This window comes from Adlercreutzia muris, from assembly GCF_008831045.1.
Classification (GTDB): domain Bacteria; phylum Actinomycetota; class Coriobacteriia; order Coriobacteriales; family Eggerthellaceae; genus Adlercreutzia; species Adlercreutzia muris.
The window spans coordinates 16,307-37,042 of the sequence record NZ_WAJS01000028.1 but is presented as its reverse complement, the minus strand read 5'-3'; the positions used below and the strand labels follow the sequence as shown (position 1 = coordinate 37,042).

Annotated in this window: 21 protein-coding genes and 2 pseudogenes; 7 read left to right on the top strand and 16 right to left on the bottom strand. The window is 63.2% G+C overall.

Features of this window, described 5'->3' with window-relative positions:
- Positions 1–183: 183 nt before the first annotated feature.
- Complete coding sequence (locus F8D48_RS08945; RefSeq protein WP_135970100.1) at positions 184–1,074, bottom strand: hypothetical protein; 891 nt, start codon at positions 1,072–1,074, stop codon at positions 184–186.
- A 505-nt stretch (positions 1,075–1,579) separates the two neighbouring features.
- Here F8D48_RS08945 and F8D48_RS08940 point away from each other — a divergent pair.
- Entirely contained in the window at positions 1,580–2,407 is an 828-nt protein-coding gene (locus F8D48_RS08940; protein WP_151431364.1) for a sortase domain-containing protein, read from the top strand.
- A gap of 118 nt (positions 2,408–2,525) precedes the next feature.
- Positions 2,526–3,461 carry a Ppx/GppA phosphatase family protein gene (locus F8D48_RS08935; protein ID WP_151431362.1) on the top strand — a complete coding sequence of 312 codons (936 nt, stop codon included), beginning with the start codon at positions 2,526–2,528 and terminating at the stop codon, positions 3,459–3,461.
- On the opposite strand, the gene F8D48_RS08930 is transcribed toward F8D48_RS08935, so the two are convergent.
- A complete protein-coding gene (locus F8D48_RS08930; RefSeq protein WP_135970103.1) occupies positions 3,458–4,126 on the bottom strand; it encodes a dioxygenase in 669 nt (222 codons plus the stop codon). The genes F8D48_RS08935 and F8D48_RS08930 overlap by 4 nt on opposite strands.
- A gap of 220 nt (positions 4,127–4,346) precedes the next feature.
- Here F8D48_RS08930 and thrH point away from each other — a divergent pair, with 220 nt between their 5' ends.
- The 4 genes from thrH (at position 4,347) to F8D48_RS08910 (ending at position 8,138) form a co-directional block, all read left to right on the top strand.
- Positions 4,347–4,946 (top strand): bifunctional phosphoserine phosphatase/homoserine phosphotransferase ThrH, encoded by a 600-nt coding sequence (gene thrH, locus F8D48_RS08925; RefSeq protein ID WP_151431360.1) that lies wholly within the window; start codon positions 4,347–4,349, stop codon positions 4,944–4,946.
- Positions 4,947–6,836 (top strand): elongator complex protein 3, encoded by a 1,890-nt coding sequence (locus F8D48_RS08920; RefSeq protein ID WP_151431358.1) that lies wholly within the window; start codon positions 4,947–4,949, stop codon positions 6,834–6,836.
- Positions 6,833–7,723: a class I SAM-dependent methyltransferase gene (locus F8D48_RS08915; RefSeq protein ID WP_151431356.1), complete on the top strand. Its 891-nt coding sequence runs from the start codon at positions 6,833–6,835 to the stop codon at positions 7,721–7,723. Before F8D48_RS08920 ends, F8D48_RS08915 begins: the two co-directional genes overlap by 4 nt.
- Positions 7,724–7,784: 61 nt before the next feature.
- Positions 7,785–8,138 (top strand): nitrous oxide-stimulated promoter family protein, encoded by a 354-nt coding sequence (locus F8D48_RS08910; protein WP_151431354.1) that lies wholly within the window; start codon positions 7,785–7,787, stop codon positions 8,136–8,138.
- Between the two features lie 42 nt (positions 8,139–8,180).
- On the opposite strand, the gene F8D48_RS12005 is transcribed toward F8D48_RS08910, so the two are convergent.
- The 14 genes and pseudogenes from F8D48_RS12005 to F8D48_RS08850 all read right to left on the bottom strand — a co-directional run bounded on the left by F8D48_RS12005 (position 8,181) and on the right by F8D48_RS08850 (position 19,916).
- Complete coding sequence (locus tag F8D48_RS12005) at positions 8,181–8,636, bottom strand: low molecular weight protein-tyrosine-phosphatase (protein ID WP_151431352.1); 456 nt, start codon at positions 8,634–8,636, stop codon at positions 8,181–8,183.
- 53 nt (positions 8,637–8,689) lie between these two features.
- Complete coding sequence (locus tag F8D48_RS12000) at positions 8,690–9,616, bottom strand: hypothetical protein (RefSeq protein ID WP_151431350.1); 927 nt, start codon at positions 9,614–9,616, stop codon at positions 8,690–8,692.
- Positions 9,616–10,449, bottom strand: coding sequence for an ATP-binding protein (locus F8D48_RS08895; protein ID WP_170272786.1), 834 nt, complete (start codon positions 10,447–10,449; stop codon positions 9,616–9,618). Before F8D48_RS08895 ends, F8D48_RS12000 begins: the two co-directional genes overlap by 1 nt.
- A 149-nt stretch (positions 10,450–10,598) precedes the next feature.
- Complete coding sequence (locus F8D48_RS08890) at positions 10,599–11,153, bottom strand: LytR/AlgR family response regulator transcription factor (RefSeq protein ID WP_135970110.1); 555 nt, start codon at positions 11,151–11,153, stop codon at positions 10,599–10,601.
- Between the two features lie 316 nt (positions 11,154–11,469).
- Positions 11,470–11,811, bottom strand: a complete 342-nt coding sequence (locus F8D48_RS08885; protein ID WP_151431346.1) for a zinc-ribbon domain-containing protein — start codon at positions 11,809–11,811, stop codon at positions 11,470–11,472.
- 14 nt (positions 11,812–11,825) lie between these two features.
- Positions 11,826–13,094, bottom strand: a complete 1,269-nt coding sequence (locus F8D48_RS08880; protein WP_240806294.1) for a VWA domain-containing protein — start codon at positions 13,092–13,094, stop codon at positions 11,826–11,828.
- 240 nt (positions 13,095–13,334) lie between these two features.
- Positions 13,335–13,400: pseudogene (locus F8D48_RS12285) on the bottom strand (zinc-ribbon domain-containing protein); the annotation flags it as partial.
- Positions 13,401–13,408: 8 nt separating this feature from the next.
- A complete protein-coding gene (locus tag F8D48_RS08875) occupies positions 13,409–14,287 on the bottom strand; it encodes an N-acetylmuramoyl-L-alanine amidase (protein ID WP_151431342.1) in 879 nt (292 codons plus the stop codon).
- A 10-nt stretch (positions 14,288–14,297) separates the two neighbouring features.
- Positions 14,298–14,963, bottom strand: coding sequence for a zinc-ribbon domain-containing protein (locus F8D48_RS08870; protein ID WP_151431340.1), 666 nt, complete (start codon positions 14,961–14,963; stop codon positions 14,298–14,300).
- A gap of 32 nt (positions 14,964–14,995) precedes the next feature.
- The gene (locus F8D48_RS08865) at positions 14,996–15,997 is read right to left on the bottom strand and encodes a zinc ribbon domain-containing protein (RefSeq protein ID WP_151431337.1); all 1,002 of its coding nucleotides are present in this window, start codon (positions 15,995–15,997) and stop codon (positions 14,996–14,998) included.
- Between the two features lie 2 nt (positions 15,998–15,999).
- The gene (locus F8D48_RS08860) at positions 16,000–18,495 is read right to left on the bottom strand and encodes a zinc-ribbon domain-containing protein (protein WP_151431366.1); all 2,496 of its coding nucleotides are present in this window, start codon (positions 18,493–18,495) and stop codon (positions 16,000–16,002) included.
- Between the two features lie 42 nt (positions 18,496–18,537).
- Complete coding sequence (locus F8D48_RS08855) at positions 18,538–19,137, bottom strand: hypothetical protein (RefSeq protein ID WP_240806293.1); 600 nt, start codon at positions 19,135–19,137, stop codon at positions 18,538–18,540.
- Positions 19,138–19,155: 18 nt separating this feature from the next.
- Positions 19,156–19,224, bottom strand: a pseudogene (locus F8D48_RS12280) (zinc-ribbon domain-containing protein); the annotation flags it as partial.
- Positions 19,225–19,259: 35 nt separating this feature from the next.
- On the bottom strand, positions 19,260–19,916 hold the full coding sequence (locus tag F8D48_RS08850) for a zinc ribbon domain-containing protein (RefSeq protein ID WP_151431332.1): 657 nt from the start codon (positions 19,914–19,916) through the stop codon (positions 19,260–19,262).
- 566 nt (positions 19,917–20,482) lie between these two features.
- Here F8D48_RS08850 and F8D48_RS08845 point away from each other — a divergent pair.
- On the top strand, positions 20,483–20,734 hold the full coding sequence (locus tag F8D48_RS08845; RefSeq protein WP_151431330.1) for a DUF4160 domain-containing protein: 252 nt from the start codon (positions 20,483–20,485) through the stop codon (positions 20,732–20,734).
- Positions 20,735–20,736 lie beyond the last annotated feature (2 nt).

Here is a 20,736-nt window from a genome sequence, read left to right as displayed (position 1 = left end):
GGCCCGTGCGGGCGAGGGGGCCGGCTGGGCGGTTTCCTCGGGAGCGGGGGCGCCCCCCTCGCCCGCACGGGCCTCGGTCACCAGGGTGAAGCCGATGAAGGCCAGCTCAATGGCGATAATGGCCAGGATGACGATCTTAAGCGGGGTCGGGCACGTGGGCTTCGCGTACATGGGCTGCCTTTTCTAAAACACCACCAGATAGATGATAACGGCCAGTAGTATAACAATGACGGGAATGGTCACTTTCAGGAAGGTGGGAAGGGCGGCCAACGGCCCCGAGGCGGGGGCGCTGTAGTTCGCCCGACCGCTCATGACCCCGGAAAATCCCACGTCGCTCGCCCGGGAGCCCCGGGGGCGCAGGGGCGCCGGCATGGCGTGGGCCCCCGCCGGATCCACGGCACCGTCGAAGCCCTGACCCGCCCGGCTGCGCCAGGTGGTGCGGGCCTCCACGGTGTCCACCATGGGATCGTGGCGGTCGCGCTCGTCGCGGGAGTAGGCCGAGATCTGGTGGCTCTCGTTGAAGGTGCGGGAATCGATGCTGCCGCGGCCGTCGATGACCTCGCGGTTGAGGGCGCGGCCCCGGCGCGTCTCGGACAGGGCGTCGCGAGAGGCGCGAGCCCGCTCGTAGCTCTCCATGGAGGAACGGGTCAAATCGTAGCTCTCCTGGGAGGACAGCGGGGGCACCACGCGGGTGCGGCGGGTCGCCGGGGCCGAGGCCGTCGGGGGCGTGCCGCCGCGCTGGGCCCGACGGGCGGCGCGATCGGCTTCGCGCTGAGCGCGATAGGCCTCCTGCTCGCGCTGCTGGGCCGCCAGAGCCTCCTGGCGCGCCAGGCGGTCGGCGTTGCGCTGGGCCGCGCTGGCCGCCGTGGACTGGGCCGCTTGCTGGGAGCGCAGCCGCGCGTTGCGTGCGCGCATCTCGTCTTGGGAGGCGTAGGATTGCAGAATGCTCTCGCGGGAGGGGCGGGTGGTTATCTTGCCGCGCGACCCTTGCGCGGCGCAGGGGGCACCGGCAGCCGCCTGCGGATGCTCGGTCGCGCCCTCAGAAGCGCCGTAATCGTCTTCGTAGGTTCCCATGGAGATCAACCTCTGTTCGTCTGTCGTGCGTTTCGAGCTCGTTCGTCGGTGCGCTTGCGGCCTGCCGGCACGGTCGCGCGGTTGCTTCCGTTGGAATTCTCAGCCGATATATTATAGGGGAAGTCGCCGGCGATCTGCGGGAAAACGCCCGCTCTTCGCTAATTTTCTACGGCCGGATTGCCCGCCCGGCCACCCGCGACCGCCTCGGGCCCCTTCCTTCATTCCTCCTCAATCGGGGCCGCTTCTGTTTGCGCAGCGTCAACAATGGCAACGGCGGCCCAACGGCACTGCCACGGAACGATGGCAATGTGCCACGAATATGAACCGGGCCGAACAGGCTTCAAACAAATACCCGATCAGAGCCTATTTCTTACCTTTTCACCCTATGATAATCCTCGACGGACGGCCCCCGGCGCTCCCCTCGCCGCGACGCCACCGCACTCCCGCCCGACCGACCCCGCAAAGCCCTTGCCCAGTCGGGGCCCCTCGTGAAAGGAAGCAGGTTATGAAGGCACCGAAGGTTCTGGCGGCATCGCTCACATCGGTGGCGGCTCTGTGCCTGGCCGGCGGCCTCGCCTTCGCCCTGGAGCCCGCCGATCCCGCGACGCGCCCCATGCCCGAGAAGGCCCAGGACACCTCCATCACCAAGCAGGTGGCCTCCATCATCATCTACGAAGACCAGGAAGAGGCCGTGGCCATGGCTACGGAATTCGATGCCGTCCACGACCAGCTGGCCCTCCAGGCCGTTGCCGAACGGGCCCAACTGGCCCGCGACCACAACCGCGACGACGGGGCAGCCGCCGAGGATTCCCCCGCCGAGAACGCTGCCGCCGAGAACGCTGCGGCGGCCGAGACGGCCCCGGAAGTGGCCGAGGAGGAGGCCGTCGATGTGGAGCCCGTGGACGTCGAGCATCCCCTCGAGACCATCTCGCCGGAGGAAGTGACCGAGCCCGACGCCATGGCGGCGGCCACCATCAACGTGAACGGCGACGTCATGGGCTACGTTCCCTCCTACGAGACCGCCTCGGCCCCCTCCTCGGGCGCCGGGCTGTGGATGGGCTCCGACAGCACCACCGACGGCAGCTGGGGCTACTTCATCGGTCATAACCCCGGCTCCTTCACCTGCGTCATGACCCTGAAGAACGGCGACCCCGTGACCGTCTGCGACAGCGACGGCAACGCGCGCACCTACTACGTGGTGGACGAGTTCATCGTGCCCGACGACACCTACTGGGAGGATATCCAATCCCACGTGACCGACTACGGGGAGTCCATCATTCTGCAAACCTGCTGCGGCGACAACGCGCACTACCGGGTGGTCATCGCCAACTGACGCAACCTCCCCCTCCTTCCAAGGGCCGTCCGACTCTCCTCCACAGCGCGGACGGCCCTTGTTTGCGCCCTCCCGCGGTACAATGGGAGCGAGCACCCCTCCCCGCGAAAGGAGCCCCATGGCCCGACTTGGCGTCATCGACCTCGGATCGAATTCCGTGCGACTGGTCATCTACGAGGCCCGCAAGGACGCGGCTGCCCCCAAGCCCTTCCGCATCCTCGCAGACGAGAAGAAGATGGCGGGGTTGTCGGCCTACGTCGTCGACGGGCAGTTCAGCACTGCCGGCATCGAGCGGGCCGCCGCCATTCTCGGCGACCACCTGAAGATCGCCCGCAACCTCTCCTGCGACCGGGTGGACATCTTCGCCACCGCCGTGTTGCGCAACTGCGCGAACTCCGCCTTCGCCGTGGCCGCCATCGAGGAGGCCATCGAGCACCCCATCTTCCTTCTGTCGGGGGAAGAGGAGGCCGATCTCGGCCTGGCCGGGGCCCGCATCGGCCAAGAGCTGGGACGGGGAACCCTCGTGGACATCGGTGGCGGCTCCACCGAGCTCACAGCCTTGAACGAGCACGGGCAGCGCCCCCGCCACGGGGCCAGCACGAGCCTGCCCCAGGGCAGCGTGTCCTCCTATGCGCAGTTCGTGGCCGTTATCTTGCCCGAGACCGCGGAGTGCCGGGCCATCGCCGAAGGGCTGCTCTCCCACCTGGAGCGCCTCAGCGAGCAGAGCCGCGAGCAGCTGCGCGGCGAGCGCCTCTACGGCATCGGCGGCTCGGTGCGGGCCGTCGTGAAGATGCAGGCCCAGGCCTTGGGCCTGCCCGCGAAGCCGCCGCTCATCGAGCGGGCCTCCCTGGACGCCCTGTTCGATCTGCTAGAAAGCGACCGCGGTGCCTTCGCCCACGGAGCCGCGAAGGCCTGCCCCGACCGCGTGCACACCCTCGTGCCCGGCATGGTCATCCTGCGCACCCTCATGGAGGCCCTCGGGGCCGGCGAGGTGGTCGTGTGCAAGTACGGCATCCGCGAGGGCTACCTCGTAAAGCGCATGCTGAAGGACTAGGAGGCGCCCTGCTCGGCCGCGAGGCGGCGCGCCTTCTCCATGACGGCCCGCTCCAGCTCGCGGATATCCGGCGGGGTCCAGCTGATGGCGTCGGCACCGGCGGCGATGGTGGCCGCCACCGAGGCCTCGGTGGGGCCGCCCGTGGCAATGATGGGAAGCTCGGGATAGCGAGCGCGCAGGGCCTCCACCACGGCGGCCGTGGCGGCACCGGCGGCCACGTTCACCATGTTCGCCCCCGCCGCGATCTGGCGGGCGGCCTGGGCGTCGTCGGCGCAGACGGTCACCACCACCGGCACGTTCAGCCGCTCGGTGAGAGCGCTCACGGTCTCCACGGGAATGGAGGTGTTCACCACCACGGCGGCCACTCCCTGCATCTCGGAGTGCAGGGCCACCTCCACGCAGCGCTCTCCGTGGGTGATGGAGCCGCCCACGCCGTTGAGCACCGGGCGCTGGGAGGCAGCCACGAGGGCCTGGGTGATGGCCGGCTGGCAGGTGAAGGGGTACACGGCCAGCACCGCGTCGGCGTTGCAATGGCAGATGACGGCCAGGTCGGTGGAGAAGACGAGCGAGCGGATGCGACGGCCCTGCAGGAATACGCCCGGCGCTTCGCGGATGACCGCGGGCACCGCCAAGTCGGCAGCGAATATGGGGTTCGGCTCGTGCATGGTCTCTCCCGTCGCGTCCTCAGGCCCGTCAAGCAAACTTGTCCAGTATAGCAGGGGAGGCCGGGTTGGCGGTCCGCGGCTCGGCCAGATGCCCCCTTCCGTTTCCGAGCCATCGCAACCGCAACCTTCTGCGGAGAACTCCCCGCTCCCGATAGTGACCGGGGCGCTTATCGGATACCCTTCCCCTAGAGTTCGTTCCCCAACCGTTAGGAGTTGCGCCATGAACGTTGTATGCCTCGACCTGGAAGGCGTGCTGGTACCGGAGATCTGGATCGCCTTCGCCGAGGAAGCGGGCATTCCCGAGCTTGCCCGCACCACCCGCGACGAGCCGGACTACGACAAGCTCATGGCCTTCCGCCTCGGCATCCTGGCCGAGCACGGCCTGGGCCTGGCCGACGTGCAGGCCACCATCGCGAAGATCGAGCCCATGGAAGGCGCCCGGGCCTTCCTCGATGAGCTGCGCTCCCTCACCCAGGTCATCATCATCTCCGACACCTTCGAGCAGTTCGCCCGGCCTCTCATGGAGAAGCTGGGGTGGCCCACCCTGTTCTGCAACGAGCTCGTGGTGGACGAGAGCGGCGCCATCACCGACTTCCGCATGCGCTGCCCCGAGAGCAAGCTCACCACCGTGCGGGCGCTGCACTCCTGCGGCATTCAGACCATCGCCGCCGGCGACTCCCACAACGATTTGGGCATGATCTTGAACTCGAAGGCCGGTTTCCTGTTCCGCTCCACCGACGCCATCAAGGCCGAGCACCCCGAGCTGCCGGCCCTGGAAACCTACGACGAGCTGCTGGCCGCCATCAAGGCCGCCTTGTAGTTGGAAGAGGCCCTGCTCGAAATAATCGCCGCCCTGGATGCGGGCCAGGACGTTGACGCCACCTGGCTCGACAAATTGGTGCGCCGCCACAACCGAGCCGCCCACGATGGGACGCGCCGGGTGGCGAAGCGGCGGCTTCTGCCCTTCTACCTGAAGGTGAAGGCCGACGACCCCGAACGTTGGCGGTCGTGGAACGTAGGCGAGGCGACCGATGCGGCCCTTATGCGCCTTTTGCAGGCCAAGCCGCGGCGCACCGCCTCGGGCGTGGCCACCATTACCGTGCTCACGAAGCCCTGGCCCTGTTCGGGGGCGTGCGTCTTCTGCCCCAGCGACATCCGCATGCCCAAGAGCTACCTGGCCGACGAGCCCGCCTGCCAGCGGGCCGAGCGCTGCTGGTTCGACCCCTTCCTCCAGGTGGAGGCGCGGCTGCGGGCGCTCACGGCCATGGGGCATGTCACCGACAAGGTGGAGCTCATCGTACTCGGGGGCACCTGGAGCGACTATCCCGAGGCCTACCAACGCTGGTTTGTCGGCGAGCTGTTCCGCGCCCTGAACCTGCCCGACGATGAGCGGGCGGCCGGGGCCGCGGTGCGCCGGGCCCGCTACGAGAGCCAGGGCCGTCCCCGCGACCGCGACGAGCTGGCGGCCCTGACCGCACCGCTTCAGGCGCGCATCGATAGCGGCGAGCTCACGTACAACGAGGCCTGGGGGCCGCTGTGGGGAAACGAGGAGAAAGCCCCCGCGCCTGAGCAGCAGGACCTCTCCTGGGATGACCTCGCGGCCCTGCACCGCGCCAACGAGGAGGCGGCCAAGCGCGTCGTGGGGCTCGTGGTGGAGACGCGGCCCGACCTGGTCACGGCTGCCAGCTGCCGCACCCTGCGGGCCCTGGGCTGCACCAAGGTGCAGATCGGCATCCAGAGCCTGAGCGACGAGGTGCTCGCAGTCAACGGCCGTGCCCTCGCTGTCGAGTCCATCGCCCGCGCCATGGCCCTGCTGCGCCTGTTCGGCTTCAAGAGCCACGTGCACTTCATGGTGAACCTGCTCGGCGCCACGCCCGAGGCCGACGTTGCCGACTACCGGCGCCTTGCCACCGAGGCGGCCTTCCTCCCCGACGAAGTGAAGCTCTACCCCTGCTGCCTCGTGGCCAGCGCCGCACTCACCGACCGCTTCCGCGACGGCGCTTGGCGCCCCTACACGGAGGAGGAGCTCGTGGGGGTGCTCGCGGCCGATGTGCTGGCCACGCCCCCCTTCACGCGCATCTCCCGCATGATCCGCGACATATCGGCCACCGACATTCTCGTGGGCAACAAGAAGACGAACCTGCGCCAGGTGGTGGAGGCGGCCGTAGCGGCCGCGGGCGAGCCGGTGCGGGAGATTCGCAGCCGGGAGATCTCCGTGGAGGGGGCCGACACCGAGGCGCTTTCCCTGGAGACCGTTCCCTACATCACCACCGTGAGCGAGGAGCGCTTCCTCCAGTGGGTCACCCCCGCGGGCAAGATCGCCGGCTTCTGCCGCCTGTCGCTGCCGCGGGAGGAGGCTCTGGAGCTCGCCGGCGCGGATGACCCGAGGCAACCGGACGGCTCCCCCGCCCCGGGCAAGCCCGCAGGCGCGATGGGCTCGAAGGACCGCGAGGGCCCAGACGGCTTCCCCATCCCGGGCGAGGCTATGATCCGGGAGGTGCATGTGTACGGGAAGGTGGCCGCCCTGCACCGAACCGGCGAGGGAACCCAGCATCTGGGGCTCGGAAGGGCCCTTGTGGAAGAGGCCTGCCGCCAGGCCGCCGAGGCGGGCTTTGCCGCCGTGAACGTCATCAGCGCCGTGGGCACCCGCGCCTACTACCGGCGCCTCGGCTTCAAGGACGCCGGCCTCTACCAAAGGCGACCCCTATGAGTTACGACAGCGATACCCTGCGGCGCCTGAACGCCCTCACGACCGACTTCTACGCCCAGAAGGCCGCCTCCTTCTCAGCTACGCGCCAAGCCCCCTGGGACGGGTGGGATCGGGCGCTCGCCGCCGTGGCCACGGCCGACCCCGACCTTCTTGGCAGGCCCCTGCGCCTGCTCGATCTGGGGTGCGGCAACCTGCGCTTCGAGCGATTCCTCGCCAAACGCTCAGCAGGCCCGCTATCTGTCATCGCCCTGGACAACTGCGGCCCCCTCGTCGAAGCGGGGGCGCCGCATGCGGGCGAAGATTCCCGCGCAGACGCGGGGGCGGGAGACGGAAAAGGTACCACGAGCCGTGGGGCCCAGACCGCCAGGTCCGTCAAGTCCGCACAGCACGCGCCGGCCCTGGCCCCCGTGGCGCTCGAGTTCCGCCCCCTTGACATCGCCGACGCCCTCATCGACGGCAATCTGGAGCGCCACCTTCCCCAGGGGTCATGCGATATGGCCGTGGCCTTCGGGTTCATGCACCACCTGGCCTCGCCGGCCCAACGCCGCGCCCTGCTGGACGGCCTTGCGAAAGCCGTGCGCCCCGGCGGCTTTCTCCTGGTGTCGTTCTGGCAGTTCCTGCGCGACGGGCGCATCGCCGCCAAGGCCGCGGCCGTCACCGACCGGGGAAGGGAGACCCACGGCCTGCCCGCCTTCGCCCCGGGCGACTACCTGCTCGGTTGGCAGCACGCCGAGGACGTCTACCGCTTCTGCCATCACGCGACCGACGGGGAAATCGACGGCCTGGTCGCCGGGTTCTCGCTGCCCTGCCGCGAGATCATCCGCTTCTCGGCCGACGGCAAGCACGGCGACCTCAACCGCTACGTCGTGCTGCAGCGCCTCCTGTGAACTTTCCGCAAACGGCGCTCCCCCGCCGCCGCGGCCCGCGCCATCTGCTAAGGTAGCGCCCATGGCACGCACTCCCGACACCCCCGCCGTCGCCCGCCGCCGCGAGCGCGAGCAGCGCACCATCTCCCAGATGGTGGCGCTCTACTGCGCCGGGAACCACGGTCGCGCGAACCGCACCGAGATAAGCCACAGCGGCGAGCGCATCTGCCCCGACTGCAAGGCCATCGACGAGTACTGCGTACGCCGCACCGAGCGCTGCCGCTCCATGGCCCACAAGACCAACTGCGAGGCGTGCGGCAACCACTGCTACGCCCCCGCCGAGCGCGAGCGCATCCGCGCCATCATGCGCTATGCCGGCCCCCGGATGATGCTCCACCACCCCGTGGCTGCCGTCCGCCACCTCCTGGGGAAATAGCCGCCGAGCGCTGCCCGAGCCGCAGACCCTAGACGAGGCCGCCTAGCGTCCCAGATGCGCCAGCAGCCCCTTACAGCCGGCGAGCACGTCGTCGTAAGTGGTCTCGAAATCACCGGTGTACCAAGGGTCGGCCACATCGCGCACAGAGCCGGCGAATTCCAGCAACTTGTGGATCTTACCGTCGGGATCGCCACCGAGCATGCGGTTCATGTTGCGAATGTTCGCCGCATCCATGCCGATAATCAGATCGTAGCCGTCATAGTCGGCCCGCGTGAGCTGTCGGGCCCGCTTGGCCTGGAAGCCGCCGATACCGTGCTCCCTCAGCATCCGCTGGGTGTCGGGGTGCACGGGGTTCCCGATCTCTTCAGTGCTCGTTGCGGCCGAGGCAATAGAGAACTCATCGGCTATCCCGCGGGCGGCCACCATATCCTTCAGCACGAACTCCGCCATGGTGGATCGGCAAATATTCCCGTGACAGACGAACAAAATGCGAAACACGGAGCAACTCCCTTCACTGGCTTGAAAGGTGATTCTAGCACGGCGCTCCCACCTTATTCCCCGGCAAGGCGGTCGGCGAACTCGTCCAGGTAGGCCTCGGCCCGCTCGTACTCCCCGCGCTCGCAGAGGGCCTCCACCACCATGCGGTGGTTGCGCAGGTCGTGGCGCAGGTGGGCCGTCTCGCCGAGCAGGGCCTGCACCCGCTCCGAGCGCGCCAGGTAGTCGCCCACCCGCTCCTCCAGCACGGCGGCCCGCACCTCCTCCTGGGCCTGGGCCACCGAGCGGCCGATCTGGACGAACAGCAGCACGTCCACGGCTAGGCACAAAATGCCGAGCAGCGAAACGATGCCAACCGACCCCTCCTTCCAGTGGAGCACATCGAAGCCGATCTCTACCACGACGAAGAACAGCGTGAACTGAAGCACGGGAAACCACAGGTACTTGAGCATCCAAGCAGAGGGGGTACCGCGCGAAGCGGCCGAGCAGGGAGCCCCGGTCGGCAAAAACCGACGAACGAGCCATCGGATACCCGCCGCCAGAAGGAACATCGTTCCCCCGTGCCCGACAAGCAGCGTAATCAGATAAACCGGTAAATAGCTCAGGAGCGCGTTGTTGTCCACCACGCCCAGCCCCGTGATGGACACCCACCCCACCATGCACACCAACTCGGCCACCGTCTGGGCAACACCGGCCAGGGTGCACACGAAAACACGGGTGAAGAGCGAACCGCGCAGCAGGGGAATGGGCAGAAAGACCCCGACGGTCACACTGGCCGCGAGCCGCGGCAATGCGGGCATGACCGGTTTCAGGAACATGAAGAATGCCGTGCAGACAAGCTCAACGAACCAGAACACTCTCTTCGATCGCGGAGGAACGATCCATGTCAGAAGCGCGAGGTACACGGTCTGGATGAGCATACCCCCGATCATGTTGACGATGAGGTTGCCCGGGTCGAACAGGGCGTCGTTGATACCGTTCATCAGCGCACGCCCTCCCGCTCCCCCACGGTCGACTCCAACCCCAGGACCGCCGTGGCTCGGAAAACACCGCCGCGCACATCAGTGACCAGGGCGCCGCCGTAGCGGGCCGCCACAGACGACACGATGGAAAGTCCCCAGCCGTGGGATGCCACCGAGCGAGGGCGTCGTCGGCGCAACCCGGAGGACTTCCCGAAAGCGGCGGCATCGACGGGACCCACCGGATTCTGCGCGGTAATTACGAGATACCCATCGCGCTGCTCCGCCGTCAGGCGCACGTAGGGAGCCGGCTCATCCCCAGAACGAGACTCGGCGGCGGCAGTCGCCACGGAGCCGCTTTCCGATCCCGCCCCAGCCCCCTCAACTGCCGAGCGCCCTTCCCGCGCCCGCACCGCCGCAGCCAGCGCATTGTCGACAAGATTTCCCAGCACGGCGCACAAATCAACCGCCGAAACGGGAACGTCCCGGGAAATTTCCAGGGCAAACTGCGGATCGATGCCCGCATCGCGACAGGCTTGGGCCTTCATGGAGGCCATGGCATCGGCGGAGGGATGATCGCATTGGCGATAGGCGCCATCGCCCATCAACTCCAAAGCCCGCGAGAGACGGCGCGAGGCCCCGCCCCCATCACGGGCGGCAATCATGGCCCGTGCCTCGGCCACTTCCTCAGCCACGCGATGCCGCGCCATCCGAATGCCCTCCTCATCGGCGAGCAGCTTCTCCTGATAGGCTGCCGAAATGCGCTCCTGCTCCTCAAGAGCCCGCACGCGCTCGCGCACGCTCTCCATTTCGCAGGTGCGGCGCACCTCGCCCCGCAGCCGCAAGCTCAGGGGCACGCATAACGCCATCAGCACCACGAATACAACGGTCAGCCACGGCGACAGGCGATAGAAAAACGTCCAGCCAATGCCGACAACGGCAACGATCAGAAGGCTTGCGGGAAACAACACAAGGGCAATACGCTGCAAAAGGGGCACGGGAGCCGTCACCGCCCCAAATTTCCGAAGAAGGCTTCACGCACTTCGCGCTTCCGCCGCTTGCTCACAGGGACCACCTCGCCGGAGCGCAGCACGAACTCATCGGGATCGAGCCGCGTCACATGGGCCAGATTCACCACAAAGCTCTTGTGCGTGCGCACAAAGCCCCGAGGCAGGGCACCCATAATGTCGGGGATCGTACCATAGGTGTCGTGCACGCCGTCGACCGTGTGAATCTCCAGTTTCCTCAACCGGCTTTCGATGAAGGTGACCTCCCCACAGGGAACGGCAATGACCGTATGGCCATGCTTCACCATCAGGTTTTCCGAAGCCGCATGCTTAAGACCCTCCACCGCCCGCGCGAGGGCCCGATCGAAGTCGACCTGGCAGATGGGCTTGGTCAGGAAGTAGACGTGATCGGTCTCGTACACCTCGGTACAGTACTCGATGTAGCCCGTAAGGTAGATGACCTGGGTGGCACATCCGCGCCCGAACAGCTCGCGCACCGCCCGAATACCGTTCGCTTGCTCGTCATCGCCCAGCCGAATGTCGGCGATCAGCACATCGCAGGGAGCGCCCCCCCCCCCGAAGGATTTTCAGTTCGGCGCTGTTGGCCACCCGGATAATGGAAAACAGCGAACCCAGCGGGCTCGCCTCAACGGCCCGCTGTGCTTCTTGGGCCGCCTCCTCCATATCGTCCATGATGACCAGCGAATACATGACGCCCTCTCATCCTCCTTACACCCATACGCCATAATCTACCACAAAGAGACCCCCCCAGCAAGGCATTGGCAAGGGGCCGCACCGTTTCTGACGCAAAGTAGCCCGTTCGTGGCAAACACCCGTCAATGGGCGCCGCCAAGCAGCCCCATGCGCTCCCTAGAGGCCCAACCAATGGTAGTTCTCGGCGCAGTCGTTGCAGATATGCACATCGTATTCCGCGTTGTCGTAGCCAGGACCCCAAAAGGTCTCCTCGCAAAAGTCGCAGACGTGGAACTGGGTGAGCGAGAGAATTATCAGTCCGATAATCACGACGGCGATAATCGCCACCTTCATAGTTGATTTGGTCTCCGCTCTTTCGGCTTCTTTCGCCGCCGCCTCCGAGTTGCCCAGCACCGCAGCGACCCCAACCGACCCCGCGCTTCCTCCCAGATCCTCCCCACAAGCCGCGCAAAAGCGCGACCCACCAGGTAACTGCGTACCGCATTGCTTGCAAAACATGGCTTTCTCCTTCTCTATTTTGCTGTGACCAAATAGGGCGAGTTATGGGCCGTCTCTACAGCGTGCATCGTCTCGATGTTCTCCAGCTCGATTTTGCTGAACTGGTTAGGTAGCGCGTCAAACTCCTCGGGAGTGTACTGCTCGGAGTACCACGTGCGCGTGGCGAAATGCTCCACAAGGTCCTGGTTCTTGAAGCCTCGGCCATGACGGGCGAATATCTCGTTGCGTGCCAAATACAACTCCCACAGAGACATTTGCTCCAGCTCGCTCTCGGAGTACACCCTCGAAGCGCTATCAGCCAGAACATAGTCGTCGGTGTGGGCCTGCGTGGCGAAGGAGTCGACCGCATCCACCGGCACGTACTCGAAGGTCGTCTCGGCCTGAAGGGCACCCTCCTCGCCATAGGAAGCCCGCACGCTGCGGTAAGCGTCGGTGGCGTCCTGACACTGGGAGGTGAACACGATACGCATCATGGAGAGCTGATCTGCGTAAATGGCATCGTATATCTCGCGCAGGGAAACAGCGACGTCTCGCTCGTCCACCTCGTAGTAGCCGCCATGGCACCGCTGGGCCAGATCATTCAGAAGGCCATACTCCACATCGTCACCGATACCGATAATGTACACGGGAATGCCCGTCAGGCGCGACAACTCGGCCACATCTTCCGCGCTGTAGTAGCTCGCATTCTCGGCCCCATCGGTGAAGGCGATGACCATGCGGGCGCCGCTCTTCAGGTTCGCTCGCTGAAGAGCCCAGTATAGCGCGTCGTTCAGCGCCGTCTCGCCATCGGGCTCCAGGGCATCGATGGCGCTGGCCAGCAGCTCCCGGCTTTCTGTGAAGGGCTGCCGATTGCTCACGGTGTCATCGAACGCCGTGACTTCCGCCTGGGTGCCGTCCGAGGCGAGCAGCTCGTCAACGAACCCGAGCGCCGCCGTCTTCGCGCCGTCCATCTTGCCGATCGCATCCATGGAACCGCTCTGATCCACCACCAGGTTGATGCTCATGGGGTCGCCCTTGGCAAAGGGCGCCAGCTGCGAAACCGTCGCATTGTACTCCGTACCGTCGGCGCCCACTTCCGTGATGTGCACTTTTTCACTTGCCAAGTTTTCGGCAGCCGAACCATCTTCGGCCAAAAGCTGCACATACAGCGTCACCTCGGGAAAGGCCGCATTGTCTACCTGGGAGATGACGAACTCAAACTGTTCCGGCGCTTCTTCGGGTGCCGTGTCAGGCAACGCCCCAGCCGAAGAGCCGCCTTCCGGAGAGCCTGACGCGCTCGACACCGCGTCGGTGCCCCCTTCCCCCTGAGGCCACGCGAGAAAAATCCCTGCCCCTAGGGCTGCGACGAGCACAACGGCCGCCCCCGCAATCACAGAGCGGGACAGCCCCACCCCCGCCCGTTTCGGCGAAGTCGACGAGGTGCCCACTGCAGCAGAAGCGTCCCGAGAGGCCGACGGCGTCGGAACGCCATTACGCTGATCGGGCGGCACAGGCCGTTGCGACGGTGAAGCCTTCACGATAGGCGCACCGCACCGGGGGCAGAACTTGACGTCGTCGGGCACCGGGGCCCCGCACTTAATGCAAAACATGGGAATCCTTACTCGTGCACTCGTTGACTTTGGTAGCTGCGCAGATAGCCTGCAAATTCTTCGGACGTATCGGAGTTGCCCGAACGCCAGGCCTTGTGGTCGATGATGTCACTCTCGAATCCGTAATAGGCGTCGATGTAGGCAATGAGCCCGTCCACCGCCTCAAGTTGCGCGGCCGGATAGTCGCCCTCGCCTCCCATGTGCACCATCTCGATGCCGATGGACCAGGCATTCAGCGCATAGTCGGGCGCCCAGGCCCCAATGGGAGATGAGCCTTCCATATCGTCGCGGCCGTCCTCCTGAATACCGTACAAATCGTTGTGCCCCGCATCGCCGTAGCCGGCATGGTGCGCAATCTCGTCCAGGGGAACGCACTGCACGATGGAGCCGTCCTTGCCCACGACGAAATGGGCCGCGACGAGATTGCCGTTCGAGTCCCACCAATCAACCACCGACGAAGGGCTGCCATTGCCCTCGGTATCGTGCAGCACGATGTACCGCTGGTGGGCGGCTGTTTTCGGCCCATGGGAAAGCGACGGTCGGAAATCCTCGACGATGCCAAGCTGCGCTTTGAGGTCGGCGGCATCCGAGGTCGCCCCGGTGCTCGGCGGCGTTTCCGCCCCCGCCTTTCCTTGGCCCCGAGCTCCGTCGGTCTGCGAAGTTTCCCGAGAAGCCTCCTCGTTTCGCTTCGCCGGTTCCTGCTCGCCCTGGAGAACGTCCGACACGTCATGGTCGTACCGCTCTACCTGAATCTGCCCCTCAGGGACCGCCTCCGCAGAAGCATCGGCGTTCTCAGAGGCGGCTGAGCAGGACCAGAGGCAGAGCGCACCGCCCACGGCAAGAACAAGCGAGGTTGTCAGCGCGATTGTCGAAGCCCTCTTCGCCATTCGACCGACCTTATTCCTTAAGCCCGAAAGAAGCAGACTGATAGCCCGAGTAAAACAGAAGAACAAGCGACAGAGCCAAGACCATCCACAGCCAGGGCGAAGCCGCAACTGCCCCCGAGAGCATGCCATAGCTTCCCTCCCGAATGACATAGTCGGCAAAGAAACAAATCGCAACCATAGCGGCAGCCATCGAGCATATAGTCGCTGCTCCACCGCTTGCAAAAGGCGCTTTGCCAGTGAAGTTCCCATAGGCATTCCGCACCAGAAGCACTGCGGCGACAAGCCACAGAACAACGAGCACCACACTAAAGGCACCCAGCCCCTGCTGCATACCGGCAATATCGCTCGAAGACGATCCCAGATAGGAGAGCATCGTGCGCACCTTGTCTCCCGCTGATGCAAAATCAAGCAGCGAGAACGAACCGGACCAAATGCCCAGGTTGACGTTCACCCACGGCAGAAACAACAGAACGACAAGCGCCACGTCCATGGCTCCGGCCAGCTGGCAAGCCTTCTTCATTTTGGCTGAAACCGCGCACGTCGGATTCGAGGCTTTCGATCCCGAAGCAACAGCGATCGGCTTCGTCTGCGCAATAGGTGTGATAATTGCATTTCCACACATAGGACAAAATCGAGTCTGAGCAGTCAATCTTTTACCACATTTTGCGCAAAACATACTATTTTCTCCTTGGTCTATCTATCATCTGATTAAAGAGTTGGAACACTAAGGGGATTTGATCGATTGAATACATGAGACCAGAGTTCCACCATGGGAGAGGGGTCATCGATCATTGCATAGGAGTATCGTTCCACACATGTCTCCGCATCATCGTAATAACCCTTAAACACAGCCAATCGCCCGTCCTGATCGTATTCGTAACTCACCATTTCGGCATTTATATTTACGGGATTGATCCGAGTTGATTCAACGACCTTCCCATCTGAATCCTCTTTATAAGAAACCGTATACGACGACTCTGACAACCCGTCACGCACGTCGTCCCAATAAGAGCCCCAATAAGAAGAGATACGCCCCCGTTCGTCAATCATATAGATTTCTTTTTCGTCACCTGTTTCAATGATGTATTGACTGAGCTGACCATCATTCGCATAGCCAAACTCAAAGAAAGTCGAGTCGGTACCTTCTTTCACGCGTTCCACTCGCAAAGGTCTTCCCTCATCGTCGCGCTCTAGCACCGTTTGGGACCAAACGATGTCACCCTCGCACGTGCATGACGTTGCAATACCTTGATCGTCATAAGTCATTTTGACAAATGTAGTGTCGGATGCGGATTCGTTCTCAGTGAAGGAGTATCCGACCACATTTCCATGTTCGTCGAGTTGCTTCTCGTATGTTTCTGAATAAACGTCATCTCCCCAGGAAATCTCAGCCTCAACGAAGTCATTCACGTACACCGGGTTCTCCCTCTGCATAGCCTGAATCCCGCCCCATGGCGATACTTCATGTTCTTCGGCCATAGACTCCTGGCTTTGGGCATCGACAAAAGCAGAGATGGAGATTGCTGCTACGGTGACCATCGCAACAACCGCGAGGGCGCCGATCCAAACCTGAGGCTTGCGCCACCACGTGTCGGGGACGTTCTTCTCAGACGGAGCGGCATTTTGCGGGTGCCCCTGCACCTTCCCGCATTGCGGGCAGAACTGGGCTCCTTCCTCTAACTTGCTTCCGCATTGATGGCAAAATGGCATGACTACCCTTTCTGGACAAGTTCGATTCTGTTCACAACCTCGTTGCTGAAATAGTCTTTCTGACTCTGCATGAGATATTCGATAAGCGCGGGGTCGTAGGGAGTATTGACCAAATCGCTGTAAAGAATGCTTCCGCCAGAAACAAGATCGAGAAGACACTGATACTGACCTTCAGTAGTGACGGCGCTTGAAACCTGATAGTTATTCTCGATGGCGTCCACCAGCATAGCCGCCCACGCCGATGTCGTAACACTCATAAATCGCCCATCGTCAAGCGGATAATATCCCACAACAATGTCGAATTCCCCTGGATCGCCATGGGCAAGGTCGCCGACGGCGAAACTCATGATGTGAGCCCCCGGCGTATCCTTGAGAATAATCTCCACCGAATAGAACTCCGAACCGCCTACCCCGGGATATACGATGTCCACCTTATCGCGCCAACTTTCGGGCACGTCGAAGCAAAAATCGCCCGTCTGAATGTCGTGATTCCCCGCCATCGACGCTGGCTGATCGGGGCTCACCTCTATCGTTCGAGGCTCGAAAAGGAGCGAGGCCTCGTCGATGCGAAGACCATCGGTCCAGTGCTCGGCATCGTAGGCCGCCAACCTCAGCTCGTTGGGATTGGAAAGAGTGCGCGGCATGAGACCCATGGTCTGATACACCATCTGCACCGGTCCCACTTCCTGCACGGTAGCATCAAGCGAGGAGGCAGTGTCTTGACCCCACTCTTGGCCCATGGTGAAAGCGCTTCCCCCGTTGCGATGGCCGTCAATCCCAAAACCCACGGAAAACTGCGGCACGAAACGCCTTGCCGGACGATCCTCAAGGGAGCCAACCATCTTGATGTAAGAAATCTCAAGTTGAATATCGCGATCATAGTCCGGCTTGTAGGTATGCATCCGTGTCACATAGCCATCGATATTGCACGAATAGTCGAAATCGACGCACGAGGCCTGCGGGTTTCCCGGAACTATTCTGGCCCACAGAGGATGCCCCTGCTCGTTGTATTCCCCATGACGGTCCGTGCCTCCGTACTCGCTATCCCACAGACGCGTCGCATTCCCGTACACGAGCAGGCCGCATTCGTCGTACTCGTAGATCAGATCGTCGGACAGCTCCTGAAATCCGCTTTCTTCCTCATAGAAGCGGGCACCCACAAGCCTCCCGCTCTCATCGAATTCAAACGTCCCCCGCTCGCTTCCATTGGCATCGCCGTTCTCGAACAGACACGCGGACGGCCTCCCGTCATCGTACTTGAACGACTTGCGCTGTATGACGCCCTGATCCCCATGGCTCATTTGGGTTTGGGCAAGCCGACCATCCTTGTCGTAACCGAACGCGGTGCGGAATGTATCTTTGCTGTCCACATCCAGAGTGAAAAAGTTCTCGCAACTCTCCAGCAAGCCGTTGTCGCGATAGGTGTACTTCTCCCAATCCGAAGCGTCCCACTGCGCTCCTGTAAGCCTGCCTTGCTCATCATATTCGTAAGTGCGCTCGGCGCCTCTCCACGTATTCACTCTGATTGGACGGCCGAATGTGTCGTATTCCACAACCCAGACGTCATTCACTTCTTCCGTAGCGGTATCGAGTTCCTGCGCACTCGCAATCAGATCCGTGAAGTACAAGCCTGCTTCGTCCAAGCCTTCCAGGGGCACGTTGTCGTCGCAAAAGAGCGTGGTGAGGTTGGCGTTGCCGGCCAAGTTGAGCGATGCGAGCGGGTTCTGGCGGCAGTCGACGTACTCCACGTTCGGACACACGGAAAGGTCGAGCTCGGTCAGGCCGGCATCCCGCACGACAATGGTTTTCAAGTTGGGGAAGGCGTCAAAGCCCTCGGTTCCCCATGGCGTTTCGGTCTGGCCCTCAGCTGCTTCGCCCCTGCCTTCCTCGACGGAATCAGTGCCGTCATCAGCATCGCTTTCGGAATCGCTTCCTTCCTCCAAAGCGCCCGTCTTTTCGGATGCGTCTTCGCCCACGGTCGCATTCTCGCCTTCGTCGGCCGTATCTTCTGCGGAATCGCCCTCAGCGGAACCGAGGATCGCACCCGGGTCAACCTCTTCCCCGTTCAAGATGAAGCTCACCCGACCGTCGCCGGCCACAAAGCCCGTTACAGCCTGTTGCTCTTCCGCAGATAGCTCGCCGTCGCCATCGGTGTCCACCTGAGCGATCACCGCAGCACGGATCACCTCGTCGGGAAAGGCCTCCTCGTTGATGGCCAGGCCATGGGGGCCGAAAAAGCCCGTCGCGAAAAGTATCGCCACCGCACCCGCCGTCAGAGCGAGTACGCCAACAACGCCGCCAACAATGGCAACCTGCCTACGCGAGCGCTTCTTAGACGCCCTTCCGCCCGCAGATACAACGGGCTGCACCGACGGCGCCTCCTGGGTCGGCGCGTCCTGTATCACGGGCACGACGGCAGACAGCGCCGCGCCGCACTCGCCGCAGAATCGAGCGTCAGGCGGCATGGGTGCGCCGCATTGGGAACAGTTCGTCGCCATGGTCTCCAGCCTTTCCGGTATACCGCCTTCAATCGAGCGCCCTCAGGCGTTCTCCCCCACTTCCTTCTCCTTCACCTCGGAATAAACGAGGGCCCCGATGGAAAGGGCAACGGTGCCCCACACCCAGCCCGTTGCCGAGACGAGGCCGCTGGGCACACCGGACGAAGACCCGCTGATCATTTGATCGAGCGCAAACACCACAAGCAGGAACAACGCGGAAAGCGTAAGCACGGCCGCCGCGCCCGTCGAGTTGAAACCGGGCTTGTTCGTGAAATAGCGGTAGGCGTCCCGGATCAGCAGGACGACTACCACGAGCCAGATGATCAGAATGCCCAGGATAACCACAGTGAAGCCTGCCAACACCCCGTCGACATCGCTCGAAAGGCCCCCGAGCGAGGAACCCCATTCGCGAACGGTGTTGGCCATATTGAGCAGCGTGGGAATGGAGAACGAGTCGCTCCACACGTAGAGGTTCACGTTGACCCAAGGCATAAAAGCGCACACCGCCAGCAGCGCGTTCAGCACGCCGGCCACGATTTTCGCGCTCTTCGCCTGAGCGGCCATCGCCGGCGCTGCAGAACCGACGGAAACGCCGGAAGCCGATACCGAGGCGACAGACGGGGCACCTGCGCTCGCATGCACGGCCGGTGTCCCTGCAGGGGCACCGCACGCGGGGCAGAAACGGGCCCCATCCTCCACTTGCTTTCCGCATTGGCTGCAAAACGACATAGATCTCCCTTTCGTCGGATGGTTTCTCGGAAGGTTTACTCAGACCGAGCCAGAGACGCTCCGCATTGCATGCAGAAGGCCTGCCCTTCTTCGGCGGCCGCCCCGCACATCGGGCATTGAGGTGCAGCAATGGCAGGCTCGTCTGCCCAGGCCCCATCAGGCTCGTCCGCAGCCGACCCATCGGCTTCCGGCGCCAACTGCACCGGCGTGCCGCATTCCATGCAGAACGCGTAATCGGCCTTCAGGGGCGCTCCGCACGTTGCACACCTCAACCCCGCATCGGCTGTCGCGCAGGAAGGCCGTAAAGCCCGCGCCTGCTCGGCCGGCGTTCCGCACCCGCTGCAGAACAGATCGCCGCCGCGCACCTGCGCCCCGCACACGGCACAGGTGAAGCTTTGCCGGGCCGCCTCTTCGGCCGCAGCGGCATCCTGCAGCGCCTGAAGAGCCCGATTGATTTGGTCGCGCTCATCGTCGCACTGGGCAATGCCCCGGTACAATTCCTCGCGTCCCTCGCGGAAAGCAGCGTCTTCGCGAGTGGCGTCGTACAGGCTCGCCCCCAACTGGGCGGCCAGGTTCTGGCGCCGTTTGTTCACCTCGCGCAAGTCGGCCTTCAGCTTCGTTGACCGCGCCGTCCGCTCAGCCGCGCTCGTCCCCCGCCTCATGGCCCCCGTCACGTCATCCATAATGCCCATGCGTCTTCTCCTTTTGCTGATTTCGCCTGCCGTGCTTGGCGCAAACCTTTGACAATCCAACTAGCTCAAACGTTCAGTTTCTGTGACAAACCTTTTATTGTCCGAGGACGAGAACCATCCACTTGGAATATCGGAGCCATCATGGTAGCCAGAGCAGTAATTCGCTGACGCACGATACACCCTGCGACACTCACCGCATTCCTCTCTCTTTTATATCCTCCAGAGGGAGAGACCATGATTTTTGCCTGCGAAAACAACCGTGCAGCCCCTACTGCCCGCGATCGAGAAGAGCCATCTCACCCAACAGTCAAAAGTATAGGTGCACCCTCATCTTATCCGCCCTCCCAGTTCTAACGGGAAGTTGGCCGTTCCTGACGAATAAGGTCAGGTCTTGCGCTTTGGCAGCAAACTGCAACCGGAAGCGCTTCAATAGAAGATCGAGCCAGCTTTTATCTCTCCTTCCATTTATGAAACAAATGTTTGTATATTGTGCTATAATTGTCCTAAAAGAGCAGCTAGTGAGTTATTGATATTTTATAATTCAAAAGTTATACTTGGGAGGAATCATGCCAGTAATCGCAACGTTCGCGGGAATGGTGATCAAAATCTACTTCCTGGGTGCAGAGCACAACCCGCCCCATGTTCACTGCGAGTACGGGGAATTTGCGGCCGCCATCGACATCAGGACGCTGCAAATTCTCGATGGGTTTCTTCCAACAAAGAAGTACCAACTGGCAAGCAAGTGGATCAGCCTCTATCAGTCTGACCTGCTCGATATATGGAAATCGCAGCAGTTTCGGAAGTTGCCGCCGCTTTAGGA